Raw genomic sequence first — 17,908 nt, 5'->3', positions numbered from 1 at the left:
TCATGACTAACCCCCTAAAAATAATGAAGCGATTTAAGGAAATGCTTCATTTTAAAAAAGCACACTTTTTATGTGTCTTTATTCTATTTACAATAAATAGTTACACACAACTTCTAAGCAATAATTTTGAAACACCTCCTTCTAACTTTGTTACAAATACACCTGCTTTAAATGGTTATGAAAACCCTAATTGGAATATTGAAACTTTAACAGAAACATTTTCTATTAAACAAAGCAACAAGATTCCTTTTATCAATAAAACCAATACCTCAACTCAATTTAAAAAAACAGGTTATAAAGCAGTTACTATTGCTATGGTAGATTCAGATAATGATGGTATAGACGATGCTACAGATATTGATGATGATAATGATGGTATTTTAGATGTTAATGAAATAGATAATACTTGTGTAAATACTATAAACAGTAGTTTAAACTACGAGTTTTACAATATAACTCCTGCTGGTAGTACAGTAGACAACATACCTACAACAGGTGCAGATCGTACAGGTACGGTTACAGATTTTGATGTAGATGCCTTGTATGCTATAGTAACTCCTGGTGACAGTAATTCATTTAGCATACGATATACTGGTTTTATAAATATAGAAACTTCAGAAACATATACTTTTTATACAAATTCTGATGATGGTTCTAAACTTTTTATAGACAATACAGAAATTGTAAATAATGATGGAAATCATGGAGCCAGAGAAAGACAAGGAACTATTGCTTTACTGCCAGGTTTACACCCTATTACCATACTTTTTTACGAAGATGGAGGAGGAGAATTTCTTACTGTTCAATATTCAACAAATACAATATCTAAAGTAAATATTCCTTTTTCTAAACTATCAACAAATTCTATTTGTAACCCAGATCCAGATGGAGATGGTGTTACTAACTCATTAGATTTAGATTCTGACAACGATGGTATTCCAGATAATATTGAAGCACAAACAACCACAGGCTATATAGCACCTACAGGAATGGATGCTGATAATGATGGTTTAGATAATGCGTATGATGCAACTCCTAATGGCAATCCAGACGGATCGGGCTCGTTAGGCTTAACAACTATTAATACAGACCTAAATGCTACTTCTGGCGCAGATACTCTTCCAGATTATTTAGACTTAGATGCCGATGGAGATGGGCTATTTGATATTGCAGAATCTGGCAGTAATTTACCAAACAATGGTGCTGGTAAAGTTACAGGTGCAGTTGGTGCAAACGGACTTGCAGATGCTATTGAGACTGGAGGAACCGATAATTTGTATACAGATGCAAACGGATCTTTTGATGATACACAAGCAGATAACTTTACAGATTCTGACGGAGATGTAAATTCTTCTATTGGCGATGTAGATTACAGAGACAACAGGGTAGATATAGATACAGATGCAGATGGTATACCAGATTCTATAGACAGAGATAGTGATAATGATGGTATATTAGATATTGTAGAAGATGGTAATTGCGCTCTTTCAGAAAAAATAGAAGTCGTTTTAATTTCTAGCGAAGACTTTGGTACCGGTACTACAAGAACAACAAACAGTCATGTTTTAAACCATTCTTATGCTCCTATTAACGCTATACCAGATGGCTCTTATGCAGTTGTTTCATCACTTAACACAGGTCTTCAATCCTATAACCGTACAGATGCTAACGGAGATATCGATGCAAATATAGACCAATTTACAGGTCCAACAGGTGGTTCCTCTAACGGGAGGTATTTAAGTATCAATATGATTAATAAAGGTAATATTGAATTTTATCGTCAATCATTAACCAATTTAATTATCGGGGCAGATTATAGGTTTAGACTAGATTTAGCCGGTTTATGTAATGGTTGTTCAGACAAACCAATTTTTAGACTTGAAGTACAAGATAATCTTGGAGCAACTACACAAACCATTTCCTCTCCTGCTTCTGGAGAACCTAATGATGATGTTTGGAGAAGAATTACATTAAACTTTACAGCAACAAAAACTACTTTAGACATTGTTATTTTTAACGACCAACCTAGTGGCTCTGGTGGTAATGATGTTGGTGTAGATAATATTGTTTTTGCTTCTTTAAAATGTCCTGCTAGTTTTAATGACTTTGACGGAGATGGTATTCCAAATTCTTTAGACCTAGATTCTGATAACGACGGAATTACAGACGTTATAGAATCTGGAGGTACAGACGTAAACAGAGATGGTAAAGCAGATGGAAATTCTGGTAATACAGAAACTACAAATGGAGTACCAAGTTCTGCTGGTACTGGTAATACACCTACAAATACAGATAATGACACTATACCTAATTTTTTAGATTTAGATGCAGATAATGATGGTATACCAGACAATATAGAAGGCCAAACATCTAAAGGTTATATAGCCCCAAGTGGTGCAGGTACAGGAATAATTGACACAAATAATAATGGTGTTGATGATACTTATGAATCGGGTGCAATTATTGGCATAAACCCAACAAACACAGACGCAAGCGCAACCACAAGTGCAGATACAATACCAGATTATTTAGACCTAGACTCTGATGGTGATGGTATATTTGATGTAGTAGAATCTGGTACAGGTTTACCAAATAATGGTAACGGAATTTCTACCGGTACTTTTGGTATTAATGGTTTAAATGATCTTGTAGAAACAGGAAATACAGATTTAGGTTATACCGATGTAAATGGTAGTTTTGACAACACACAAACTGATAATTTTACAGATACGGATGCAGATGTACTCACTTTTGGAGATGTAGATTATAGAGATATTACAGATGATGGAATTGCCATGATTACCCAAGTATATCAGTTTGATAATGATACCAATACAGATAAAGACAGATGGATAGAAATTACAAACATTCATGCCACTAAAAGTATTGCTGCTAGTCTTATTCAAATTCAATTATATGTAGATAGAACTGGTGCACAAACAACTGCGCCAACTACTTCTTATACATTTCCAAATATATTAGCTCCTGGTACATCAATATTATTAAAAAGCACTAATACTGCAATTACTAATTTTGATAATTCGGATATAACAAGAGTAATTACTAGCGATGCTTTAACCAATATTGAAGGTGCTAATGACATGATTACCTTATCATCTACTAATAATGCTTCTTCGTATAATAACAGATATGATGTTATTCAAGCATTTGCTGATAAAACATCATACGTTAGAATAGATGAAGCATTAACACCTAATAAAAACTACGATACTAGTGAATGGGTAATATTTATAGATGATGCAATTCTACCTTATCAACCAATTGGTGATACTGAAATTACAGGTACTAAAAGACATCCACAAGATCCTTTAATTTCAGAAATTAAAGGGTCTAGCACAGAAGCAAATACGTTGTTAGGTTTACATAGAATTAATAGCACTATATCAACAGCTACGAACAGTTTGTATACAAATGGGTATCCAGACAGATCTCGTTCTGTTGTAATTGATCAAAATTTTGAGCATGAAACGAACAAATTAAGCGCTAGAAAACTAAAAGTTGAATCTGGTAACACGTTAACGGTAACCAATCAATTATTAGTAGTTACAAATGATATTACTTTAGATGGAGATATTCGTTTAGCAGGTACGTTAGCTCAATTAGTACAAACGCATACCAGTACAAGTACTATTACAAGTACAGGTATTATGGGGAGTCTTTTAGTAGATCAAAATTCTGAAATACCAAGTTTATATAGATATGGTTATATGAGTTCTCCTGTTAATTCATTAAACAATACTTACACAATAGAAGCTGTTTTAAAAGATGGTACAGACCCAAACACTCCAAAAGATATTACATTTATATCTGGCTATGACGGAGCTGCTACAACCCCTATTACTCTTGCAGATTTCTGGGTTTACACCTATGCTCCTGCTTCTAGCGGTAGAGCTAACTATGTACATAAATATAAAGAGGGTCCAATAAATAGAGGAGATGGTTTTATTTTTAAAGGTCCAGGAAAAGAACTAGGGCAAAACTATACGTTTAAAGGCATGCCTAATGATGGTAATTTTACAACTGCTGTATCTATAGGTATTGGAGATGATTACTTAATTGGAAACCCTTTTCCCTCTGCAATGAATGCTAGAAAATTTATAAATGACAACTTTACATCAACAACGGGTACACTTTATTTATGGCAACATCAAAAAAGTGCTAATGGTGAAGGAAATGGAATAGACGGACATGTTTTTGGTGGTTATGTTGGCGGATACGCAACAATTAACTTAAGTGGTGCTGTAGCCGCAAATGGACCCGCTAACATTAATAATAATGATAATAATGGAACTGACGGTACAGGTAGCGCAACGTACACTACTCCACTTCCATACATTGCAATAGGTCAGGGTTTCTTTGTAGAAGGAAGTAAAACTGGTGGTATCATTAAATTTAACAACAGCCAGAGAGCTTACGTTACAGAAGGACCAGCATCTGTTTTTTTTAAAGGGAGCAAAACAAGCAACAAAACAGCAACTACAACTGCTGCAAACTTGTTACCAATGATAAAATTAGGTTTTGAGTATAAAAACACAGAAGAATTATTATTACACAATCAAATAGCAATTTCTTTTCAAGAAACAAATTCTTTTGCTTTTGATAAAGGGTATGATTCTGAAGTATACCAAGTTGGTAAAACAGACCTCTATTTTAAATTTCCTTCAGATGATAAAAACTATGTAATTGCGGGTGTACAAGAAATATCTAACGAACTAGAAGTTCCTTTAGAAATTAAAATGGATTACGCTGGTCAAGTAAATATAATGATAGATGAACTACAAAATGTATCTAAAAACATCTTTATTAACGATAAACTTACACAAACTTCATACAACCTTACAAATAAAAATGCTATCTTTAGCCTAGATAAAGGTACTTATACAGGTCGTTTTGTATTAGCATTTACCAAAAACACAACACTTAGTGTAAAAGATGCTATTGTATCTAAACAGACAAGTATTTATGCCGATAACAAGAACAATAATATTGTAATTTCTAAAAACGAAGAAATACATATTAATAATGTAGAATTGTTTAACATTCTTGGCAAAAAAGTAACCCTTTGGAGCATTAAGGAACAAAAAAATACTTATCAATTAGCTATAAAAAAACAAATACCAACAGGTATTTATATTGTAAAAACACATACTGACAAAGGCATAATCAATAAAAAAATTATAATTAGACACTAAAAAGTAATATCCCTAATAATTAAATAAAATGATGATACTTACCCAGCTTCCTCCTCCTGCTGGTCCTCCCCCACCTCCAGGACTAGAAATAAATCATGAAATTTTAGCACTATTTATAGTCGCTATATTATATGGTATTTTTATTATTATAAATACTAAAAATTTACACTTTAAATAACTCTTTTAAAAAGCTAGACCTATAATTTGGTCTAGTTTTTTTATCAAAAAATTAACACTAACTACACAATAATTCATAAAAAAACAGTACTATTAAGTTCTTTATTGTTAAAAAAAATGTAAAATCCTATAAAAAAATTAAAAAAATCATTACTTTCGTATATAAAAAAACCTCCTATGGCTATCCCTCACAAACAAACGAAGACACTTCGTAGTAAATTCGACAATACTTTTTTTTCATTATTAACTTCTAAAACAGCGGCTGCATTAAAACTATTCTTTTTTGCAAGTTTCTTATTTTTCTCTAATCCTAAGGCATTTGCTCAAACTGTAGTTGTAAATACATCAACAGTACAATCTAACTCTTACACCGTAACTGGCGGACCAAAACAAATTAGTTTTATTATTGCTGGTGGTAATGGTGGTAATGGAGTCCAAGCTTATGGGGGGCAAGGAGCTACTGCAAGTGCAACCTACAACCTTAATGAAGGAGATATTATTAGATATTTAGTTTCAGAAGGAGGTTTTGGTAACCCTAATGGTACTACTACTAGTAATACCAGTGGTGGTGGTGGTAGTACCGGTATATACATTAACAGCACTTTAGTACTAGTTGCTGGTGGTGGTGGTGGAGCTGGTGGTGTAAATGGTTTAGCCGCCAATAATACTACAAATGGTGATAACGGAACTGGTAGTAACTTTGGTGCTGGTGGTAATGGTGGTAATGGTGGTAGTGCTGGTGCTGCTGGTGCTGCTGGTGGTGGATTCATTAGCAATGGTGCCAGCGCTACTTCATCTGTTGCAACTGGTGGGGCTGGTGCTAATGGATCTTTTACTTTAGCTTCTGGAGGTAACGGTACCGCTGAGTTAACTACTGGTAACGGTGGTAGAGGTTTTTCTGGTGGTGCTGGTGCTACAGTTAACTTAACTGGTGGTGCTGGTGGCGGTTATAGTGGTGGTGGTGGTTCCGGTCTTTTTACTGCTGTTGGTACAGATGGTGCTGCTGGTGGTGGTGGTTCTTATGTGGATACAACTTTTAGAGGTTATGTTAATAGTTCAATTATTGCAGGTGCAAATGGTACTACTGGTGCTTTGCAAGCAAACGGAAATAACGGTAGTGTAAATATTACAGCAAAAGACTTAACAGATACAGATAGTGATGGTATTGCAGATGTTAATGACGAAGACAGTGACAATGATGGTATTTTAGATGTTGTAGAATGTCCTAACTTTAGTTTTAGTAAAGATTTAATAATTAACAATGCAAACGCAGGTCTAATAACAGTTGTAGAAGGTGGAGCGTCTGGTACCCCTTTTGTTAATGATGCTGGTCCAAATAATAATGAACCAGGTTTAAGATATACTGACCAAGCGTCTCAAGTAACTTACTACAGGTTAAATACACAAGGTAAAGACTATACATATATAGATGGTAATAATTTAGTTTTTAGAATCTTTGTACAAGACCCTGCTGAAGATTTTTTCGGAGGTACTACAGATATTCGTATAGGTAGTGGTGGTACTCAATACACTATAGATTTAACAGAAGCTCCTTATGGAGAAACAAAACCTACAGGATCTGATTTTACAATTACAGTACCTTTAACGGCAGCTAGATTTGGCGTAACACAAGCTGCATTTGAAACCGTTATTGCATCTTTAGACTATATAGATATTAGAGCAGAATTTTGGTTAGGTGCAACAGGTGTTTTAGAAAGTGAACTTGTTCCTCTTCTAAATGACCCTTGTGATTTTGATAATGATGGAACTCCAGATTATTTAGATTCAGACTCAGACAACGATGGTTGTTCAGACGCAGATGAAGCGTATTTTGGTACGGTTGCAAATGCAGATACAGACAATAATGGCTTTTATGGTACAGGTATACCAATAGTAGATAGTTCTGGTAGAATAACTGGCCTTACCTATACCACTACTCCAAACCCATATCATTTAGACGGAACGGTAAACACATGTAATGATAACGACAACGATGGTGTGCCAGATGGTGCAGATTTAGATGATGATAACGATGGTATTTTAGATACCGCAGAAGATGTTTGTACTGGTTTTACAGAAATACTACCTACAAGGTTAGGTATTGCTGGTGGTGTAATTAACTTTGACATGATTGCACCTCTTGATGTGAGTTCAGATTTCGGTCTTTCGGCAGGTAGTGTTTTTATACAAGCTTTCGGTATAAACACAACATCTAATACCACCCCTCGTATGGTAGTAGGCCCAGACCCCGCTCACTCTAATACTAGGTTTGTATTAACAGGTACTGTTCCTGCTAAAATTCAGGGACTTCATGGTAAAACGATAACTGCAGATGGTACTCGATTTGATGGTATTGAGTCTCTAGATGGAATTCCATATACTTTAACTTCTACTTTAGACGCCGGCTTTGTTGCCAATGATACACCAAATAATTATACTGTAATTAACACAAAAACATCGGGAGCTCAGAACACTACATCTTTTTTATGGGAATCTGCCACTTACGCTAAAGAATTAAGGTTTTTCACAACTGATAATAATATAAATAATGCAATTAGATTCTACATCTGTCCAGCTACAGATACAGATAATGATGGAATCCCTAATCACCTAGACACAGACTCAGACAACGATGGTTGTTCAGACGCAGACGAAGCTTATTTTGGTACGGTTGCAAATGCAGATGCAGACAATAATGGCTTTTATGGTACAGGTGTACCAATAGTAGATGGTACTGGTAAAGTAACTGGCGCACCATATACTACTACACCAAATGCATATTATATAAATGGAAATGTAAATGCATGTAATGACAATGACAATGATGGTATACCAGACGATGTAGATTTAGATGACGATAATGATGGTATTTTAGACACAGAAGAATGTATATTTACTGATAAGCAAGCTACTAGAGTAGGAAGTGGTAATACTAATAACCCTCAAACATATCAGTTTGTAGCAACACCTACAACTACTGTTACTATTGGTACAGATACAGGTGAATTTTTAAGCGGTTCATTTAGTAGGTTCGGGTTTAATGAAACTACTACTGGTAACGGTACTTATACTATAACTTTTGGAGAAGAAGTTTCTGATATAAATTTATTACCAGACAGTGTTGGGACAACTTCTTCTGGTGATCTTGATACTGCAACAGCTGGAATAGATTTTGCAGGACAAGCTCTTTTTGGAAATTTCTCGGCCATTTTAGCAAACGGGACAACTATGTCTAATCTTGCGGTATCTATATCGGTAAATCCCGTGGGAAATTCCGAACTAGTAGGGCAAACAGTTATAGATGGAAAAACATATATAACAGATCTAACGGCGAATACCACCCAAGCCAGCGGTACAATTTCTTTTCCTTCATTAATAGGCAAAAATGTAAAAAGTTTAACATTTGATAGTATTGGAGATGGAATAGGCCCAGTGTTATGGTTAGGTATAAAAGCTTCAATATGTTTAGACACAGATAATGATGGTATACCAAATAAATTTGATACAGACTCAGACAACGATGGTTGTCCAGATGCTTTAGAAGGAAGCGGAACTTATACCCTTTCAGATATAGATGCTACAACTAAAATGCTAACAGCCGCAGTAGACATGGTAAGTACAAGTGCTACTTATGGGGTTCCAAACAGCACAACACAAACTATTGGTACATCTCAAGACAAAGACATTCAAAGTTCTGCATGTAATACCGCAGTAAATACAGAAAATGACATCAATCAAACACCAAAAGACAAACCTGTTGATGGTGCATTATTAACCAATGATGAAAACGTAGCAACAGTAACTTCTGTTACAATAAATGGGACTCCAACAGCTGTTCCTGCAGGAAACACTGGAGTAACTATTAATAATGTTGCTGGTGTAGATGAAAATGGAATTGCTATACCAAATGCTGGTTCAATTACTATTAAAGAAGATGGTACGTACACCTTTACACCAACTACAGGTTTTACAGGAACTATTAATCCAATAACATACACTGGTGAAGGAGCAAATAATGAAACAGATACGGCTACTTTATCTTTAGAAGTTATTCCTAACATTCTGCCAGCGGGTAACAATCTGCCAACGGCACAGAATGATGTAAATACTACAGAATTAAACACAACAGTTACTTCAACAATACTAACAAATGATAGTGACCCTGATGGAAATAATATAGTTATCACTAATGCTACTATAAAAGATGAAGCAGGTACTGTTAGTACTTTTACTTTAGGAACTGCTAAAACAGTTGCAGGGAAAGATAAAAACGGTGTTGCTATTGCAAATGCAGGTACAGTTAAAGTAAATGCAGATGGAACTTATGAATTTATACCTGCTACAGGATTTACAGGAACGGTAAACGATATTACTTACACTATTTCTGATGGAAATGGTGGTACAGATACTGCTATTTTAAACTTAAATGTAATTGACAATTTTGGAAACAATACGTTTGCAAATGATGATGCCAATGCTGCTAAGCAAGGAATAAATATAGAAGGAAATGTTTTAACAAACGATTTTGATCCAGAAGGGAATACTCAAAATGTTACTACTGCTTCTGTTAACGGAACTGCAATTACGGTGGGAACTGTTGCTGTTCCTGTAGTAAATACTATTGCAGGTATTGGTACGGTTACCATAAACTCAGATGGTTCTTATAATTTTGTACCAGAAGCTGGTTTTACAGGTACAGTACCTGTAACATACACTAAATGTGATACAATTACAGCTCCAACAGTACAAGCATGTGATGAAGCTACTTTATATTTAACTTCTATTCCTGCAGATGTAAATGCAGAAAATGATATCAACCAAACACCAAAAGATACACCTGTAGATGGTCAACTATTAACTAATGATGAAGGTGTAGCAAGTGTAACTGCTACTGGATTTACTTTAGGAACTGCAAAAACAGTTGCTGGAGTTGATGAAAATGGAAATAATGTTGCTAACGCAGGTTCTTTAACTATTAATGGAAACGGAACATATACCTTTACTCCTACTACAGGTTTTACAGGAACAATTGATCCGGTAACATATACAGGAAAAGGCGCAGGTGTTGACACGAATGATGCTATATTATCTATTGAAGTTATTCCTAACATTCAGCCAGCGGGTAACAATCCGCCAACGGCACAAAATGATGTAAATACTACAGAATTAAATACAGATATAACGTCAACTTTACTCTCTAATGATAGTGACACAGATGGAGATAATATCGTTATCACTAATGCTTCTATAAAAGACGGAGCTGGTGCTGTTACTACTTTTACTTTAGGAACTGCTAAAACTGTTACTGGTAAAGATAAAAATGGAGTTACTGTTACAAATGCAGGTACTGTTGAAATAAAAGCAGATGGTACTTATGAATTTAAACCTGCTACAGGATTTACAGGAACTATAGATGATATTACCTACACCATTTCTGATGGAAATGGTGGTACAGATACTGCTATTTTAAACTTAAATGTAATTGACAATTTTGGAAACAATACGTTTGCAAATGATGATGCCAATGCTGCTAAGCAAGGAATAAATATGGAAGGAAATGTTTTAACAAACGATTTTGATCCCGAAGGGAATACTCAAAATGTTACTACTGCTTCTGTTAACGGAACAGGAATTACGGTGGGAACTCTTGCTCCTGTAGTAAATACTATTGCAGGTATTGGTACGGTTACCATAAACTCAGATGGTTCTTATAATTTTGTACCAGAAGCTGGTTTTACAGGTACAGTACCTGTAACATACACTAAATGTGATACAATTACAGCTCCAACAGTACAAGCATGTGATGAAGCTACTTTATATTTAACTTCTATTCCTGCAGATGTAAATGCAGAAAATGACATCAACCAAACACCAAAAGATACACCTGTAGATGGTCAACTATTAACTAATGATGAAGGTGTAGCAAGTGTAACTGCTACTGGATTTACTTTAGGAACTGCAAAAACAGTTGCTGGAGTTGATGAAAATGGAAATAATGTTGCTAACGCAGGTTCTTTAACTATTAATGGAAACGGAACATATACCTTTACTCCTACTACAGGTTTTACAGGAACAATTGATCCGGTAACATATACAGGAAAAGGCGCAGGTGTTGACACGAATGATGCTCTATTATCTATTGAAGTTATTCCTAACATTCAGCCAGCGGGTAACAATCCGCCAACGGCACAAAATGATGTAAATACTACAGAATTAAATACAGATATAACGTCAACTTTACTCTCTAATGATAGTGACACAGATGGAGATAATATCGTTATCACTAATGCTTCTATAAAAGACGGAGCTGGTGCTGTTACTACTTTTACTTTAGGAACTGCTAAAACTGTTACTGGTAAAGATAAAAATGGAGTTACTGTTACAAATGCAGGTACTGTTGAAATAAAAGCAGATGGTACTTATGAATTTAAACCTGCTACAGGATTTACAGGAACTATAGATGATATTACCTACACCATTTCTGATGGAAATGGTGGTACAGATACTGCTATTTTAAACTTAAATGTAATTGACAATTTTGGAAACAATACGTTTGCAAATGATGATGCCAATGCTGCTAAGCAAGGAATAAATATGGAAGGAAATGTTTTAACAAACGATTTTGATCCAGAAGGGAATACTCAAAATGTTACTACTGCTTCTGTTAACGGAACAGGAATTACGGTGGGAACTTTTGCTGCTCCTGTAGTAAATACTATTGCAGGTATTGGTACAGTTACCATAAACTCAGATGGTTCTTATAATTTTGTACCAGAAGCTGGTTTTACAGGTACAGTACCTGTAACATACACTAAATGTGATACAATTACAGCTCCAACAGTACAAGCATGTGATGAAGCTACTTTATATTTAACTTCTATTCCTGCAGATGTAAATGCAGAAAATGATATCAACCAAACACCAAAAGATACTGCGGTAAATGGAGCATTAATTACCAATGACCAAGGTGTTGCAACAGTAACTTCGGTTACAATAAATGGGACTCCAACAGCTGTTCCTACAGGAAACACTGGAGTAACAATTAATAATGTTGCTGGTGTAGATAAAAACGGTGTTGCCGTTGCAAATGCTGGTTCAATTACTATTAAAGAAGATGGTACGTATATTTTTACACCAGCTGCAGGTTTTACAGGTACTATTAACCCAATAACCTATATAGGAAAAGGTGCTGGTGCCAATACAGACACAGCAAGTTTATCTATAGAAGTAGTGCCAAATATTTTGCCAGCGGGTAACAATCCGCCAACGGCACAAAATGATGTAAATACTACAGAATTAAATACAGATGTAACGTCAACTTTACTCTCTAATGATAGTGACACAGATGGAGATAATATCGTTATCACGAATGCTTCTATAAAAGATGGAGCAGGTACTGTTACTACTTTTACTTTAGGAACTGCTAAAACTGTTACTGGTAAAGATAAAAATGGAGTTACTGTTACAAATGCAGGTACTGTTGAAGTAAAAGCAGATGGTACTTATGAATTTAAACCTGCTACAGGATTTACAGGAACTATAGATGATATTACCTACACCATTTCTGATGGAAATGATGGTACAGATACCGCTATTTTAAGCTTAAATGTAATTGACAATTTTGGAAACAGTACGTTTGCAAATGATGATGCCAATGCTGCTAAGCAAGGAGTAAATATAGAAGGGAACATCAAAACAAACGATTTTGATCTAGAAGGAAATACACAAACTCTTTCTTCACCTTCAGCTTCTTTTGGAGGAACAAATACACCAATTACTCTAGGAACAGCAACAGCAATTTCAGGAGTAGGTACTTTAACTTTAAGCGCAGATGGAAAATACACCTTTGTTCCTGAGCCTAATTTTGTAGGAACTGTTCCCGTAACATATAGTACCTGTGATAACGGAACGCCACAAGCATGTGACAAAGCTACTTTGTATTTAACTTCTATTCCGTCAGACGTTATTCCTGATATTGCTGCAGAAAATGACATCAACCAAATACCACAAGACACTGTGATAAATGGGGCTTTATTAACGAATGATGAAGGTGTAGCAAGTGTAACTGCTACAGGATTTACTTTAGGAACTGCAAAAACAGTTGCTGGAGTTGATGAAAATGGGAATAATGTTGCTAACGCAGGTTCTTTAACTATTAACGGTAATGGTACATATACCTTTACTCCTACTGCAGGTTTTACAGGAACTATTAATCCGGTAACATATACAGGAAAAGGCGCAGGTGTTGACACGAATGATGCTCTATTATCTATTGAAGTTATTCCTAACATTCAGCCAGCGGGTAACAATCCGCCAACAGCGCAAAATGATGTAAATACTACAGAAATAAATACAACAGTTACTTCAACAATACTTAACAACGATTCTGACCCTGATGGAGATAATATCGTTATCACTAGTGCTTCTATAAAAGATGGAGCAGGTACTGATATTCCTTTTACTTTTGGAACGGCTAAAACTGTTACTGGTAAAGATGAGAATGGTGTTGCTATTGCAAATGCTGGTACGGTTAAAGTAAATGCAGATGGGTCTTATGAATTTATACCTGCTACTGGTTTTACAGGATCTGTAGATGATATTACCTACACTGTTTCTGATGGAAATGGTGGTACAGATACTGCTACTCTTAACTTAAATGTAATTCCTAATTTTGGAAACAACACTTTTGCAAATGATGACGCTAATTCTGCTACGCAAGGAACAAGTATGGAAGGAAATATTGTTCTAAACGATTTCGATCCGGAATTAAATATGCAAACGATATCTTCGGCTTCTGTAAATGGAACGTCAATTACTGTGGGAACTGTTGCTGTTCCTGTAGCAAATACAATTGCAGGTGTGGGTACAGTTACCATCAATACAGATGGTTCTTATAACTTTGCTCCTGATGCTAATTTTACAGGAACTGTTCCCGTAATTTACAGTACCTGTGATAACGGAACGCCACAAACATGTGATGAGGCTACTTTGTATTTAACTTCTATTCCTGCAGGTTTTACTGCAAAAAATGATATCAACCAAACGCCGCAAGATACTGCGGTAAACAGTTCATTAACTACAAATGACCAAGGAGGTAATATAACCGTAACTTCTGTTCTTATAAATGGTAATTCTACAGCTTTTGCTGTACCTGCAGGAAATACAGGTGTTACCATTAATAATGTGCCTGGTATAAACAAAGAAGGTTTTGCTGTTACCAATGCTGGTTCTATAATTATTAAAGAAGATGGTACATATACCTTTACACCTAGTCCTGGTTTTACAGGAACTATAGACCCTATAACCTATACAGGTAAAGGTGATGGTATTGCTACAGATACCGCTACTATATCTATTGAAGTGTTGCCTAATGAACTACCTATTAGTAATCCGCCAACGGCGCAAAATGATGTACATACTACAGAAGTAAATACAACGGTAAATTCTACGGTGCTTTCTAATGATACCGATCTAGAAGGAGACAATTTAACGATAACATCTGCTACAGGGGTAACTATTAATACCCCAACAACGGTTACTGGTAAAGATAAAACGGGAGCTACGGTTGCAAATGCAGGTACTGTTCAATTAAATACGAATGGAACTTATGAGTTTATTCCTGCTGCTGGTTTTACAGGAACTGTAGATGATATTACCTACACCATTTCTGATGGAAACGGTGGTACAGATACTGCTATTTTGAACTTAAATGTAATTGACAATTTTGGAAACAGCACTTTTGCTAATGATGATGCTCATACGGCGCCACAAGGAACTACAATGACTGGAAATATTTTGACTAATGATTTTGATCCAGAAGGGAACCCACATACTGTTACTTCGTTTTCTATTAAAATAGCAAATACAACAAGTACGAATGCAACTGATGGATCCGCAACAATAGGTAATGTTGGTACAGTTACTTTAGTTAGTGACGGAACTTATACTTTTGTACCAGTTGCTAGTTTTGTAGGCACTGTGCCTGTAACATATATTAAGTGTGATAACCAATCGCCACAAGCATGTGCAGAAGCTACATTGTATTTAACGTCGGTTCCTAAAGCCATTAAGACAGACGTTATGATAACACAAGTGTATCAGTTTGGTGCTGATAGCGATACTGATAAGGAAAGATGGATAGAAATTACCAATATAGGTACAACAGATGTTCCTGCAAACACCATTCATGTTCAGTTATATAAAGATAAAACAGGAGACCAAACAAACAACAATCCAGATGTTTCTTATACAGTTACTACTTTACTAGAAGCTGGAAAATCTGTCTTATTTAAAAACGTATTAAATAATACTTTAATAGCCAATTCTGAATTAGCTACTGATGCTACAGTTGTATTAAATGCTGCATTAACAGATTTAGATGATGCCGTTAATGATATTATTACGCTATCTACATCAACAACTTCTTCATGGGCAAATAGATATGATGTGGTTTCTAATATAAACAACAAAACTTCGGTTGTTAGAATAGATGAAAGGTTAACACCTAATAAAAACTATGATGCAAATGAATGGGTGGTATTTATAGATGATGCAATAACACCTTACCAGCCAATTGAAGAAACTACAGTTGCAGGAATTAAAAGACATCCTCAAGATGCTTTAATCTCAGAAATAAAAAACTCTAGTAAAGAAGCAAATACGTTGTTAGGTTTACACAGAATTGATATTACAACCTCTAACTCTAGTAGCAATACCTGGACGAACGGTTTCCCAGACAGATCTCGTTCTGTAGTAATTGATCAAGATTTTGAGCATACCGGTAGTAGATTAAGTGCTAGAAAACTAAAAATTGATGCAAGTACAAAATTAACAGTAACAGATCAATTATTAGTGGTTACTAATGAGATTACTTTAGACGGTAATATTCGTTTAGCTGGTACATCTGCACAATTGGTACAAACGCATGCAACCACTACTAAAATAAGTGGTAACGGTAAACTGTTAGTAGATCAAAACTCTACAATACCTAGTTTATACAGATATGGATATATGAGTTCTCCGGTAACTTCTATTGGCATTAATTACACTTTAGAAAATGTGTTAAAAGATGGTACAACTCCACTAAATGCAACGGGTATAGTAGGTACTACTATTGCTAAAAATATTAAATTTATAGATGGCTATGATGGAGATACTACAGATCCTATTTCATTAGCTAAATATTGGATATATACCTATGCTCCTGCTTCTAATGGTAGAGCTAATTGGGCACATAAAAATGAGGATGGTGAGATTGCTCGTGGTGAAGGATTTATTTTTAAAGGTCCAGGAGCACCACAAAACTATACCTTTATGGGAACACCTAATGATGGAAACTTTAGCCCTTCAATTATAGCTGCAGGTAACGATTATTTAGTTGGTAACCCTTACCCATCGGCTATAAACGCAAGAAAGTTTATTGAAGACAACTTAAATGAAACTACCGGAACTCTTTACTTCTGGGAACATAAAGAAAGTAAACTTGGTGAGGGTACCGGAATAGATGGACACATATTTGGTGGGTACATTGGTGGGTATGCAACACTTAACTTAGGTGGTGGAGTTGCTGCAGATGTTCCTGCAAATACAACAAATGATAACAATGGTACTTCTGGCTTAGAAAGCACTACTGCATATACAACGCCACTTCCATACATTGCAATCGGACAAGGTTTCTTTATTGAGGCAGATGCTGGTGGAACAATTGATTTTAACAACAGCCAAAGAGCGTATGTTACAGAAGGTGCAAAATCGATATTCTTTAGAGGAACTCAAAAAACAAGTAAAACGGAGAGTAACCTATTGCCTGTAATTAAATTAGGTTTCGAATATAAAAACGAGCAAGATTTAATGATACACCATCAAATAGCAGTCTCTTTTCAAGAAACAAATTCTTTTGCTTTTGATAAAGGGTATGACTCTAAAGTATATGAAACTGGTAAAACAGACATCTATTTTAAATTCCCTTCGGATGACAAGGATTATGTGATTGCTGGAGTACAAGAAATATCTGATGACTTAGAAGTTCCTTTAGAAATTAAAATGAACTATACAGGGCAAGTAAATATCATGGTAGATGAATTACAAAATGTTTCTAAGAACATTTATGTTACAGACAAACTTACCGGTACTTCTTATAATGTTAAAGAACAAAAAAACACGTTAACCTTAGAAAAAGGAACCTATACAGATCGTTTTGTATTAACCTTTAAAGAAAGTAGCGCCCTTAGTTTAGAAGACGAAATTTTAGCTGCATATACCAATATCTATGCAGACAATGAAAACAACCAAATTGTAATTTCTAAAAATAGTGAAGTAGCAATTAAAAAAGTAGAGTTGTTTAATGTGATTGGTAAAAAAGTAAGTCTTTGGAATATTAAAGAACAAAAAGAGACTTACCAATTAGATATTAAAAAACAGATACCAACAGGTGTTTACATTGTAAAAATGAATACCAATAAAGGAACCATCAATAAAAAAGTGGTTATTGAGTAACAAATAAAAAACTATCAATTTTT

Annotated in this window: 2 protein-coding genes; both read left to right on the top strand. The window is 35.1% G+C overall.

Translation table 11 applies throughout. From position 1 onward, the window contains the following. Positions 1-2: 2 nt before the first annotated feature. Complete coding sequence (locus KV700_RS13690) at positions 3-5,213, top strand: PA14 domain-containing protein (protein WP_218598217.1); 5,211 nt, start codon at positions 3-5, stop codon at positions 5,211-5,213. A gap of 354 nt (positions 5,214-5,567) precedes the next feature. Beyond that, positions 5,568-17,885: a cadherin-like domain-containing protein gene (locus KV700_RS13685; protein ID WP_218598216.1), complete on the top strand. Its 12,318-nt coding sequence runs from the start codon at positions 5,568-5,570 to the stop codon at positions 17,883-17,885. Positions 17,886-17,908 lie beyond the last annotated feature (23 nt).

The sequence above is a fragment of the Polaribacter sp. NJDZ03 genome, from assembly GCF_019263805.1.
GTDB lineage: Bacteria > Bacteroidota > Bacteroidia > Flavobacteriales > Flavobacteriaceae > Polaribacter.
This window is presented reverse-complemented; position numbering and strand designations above follow the sequence as displayed.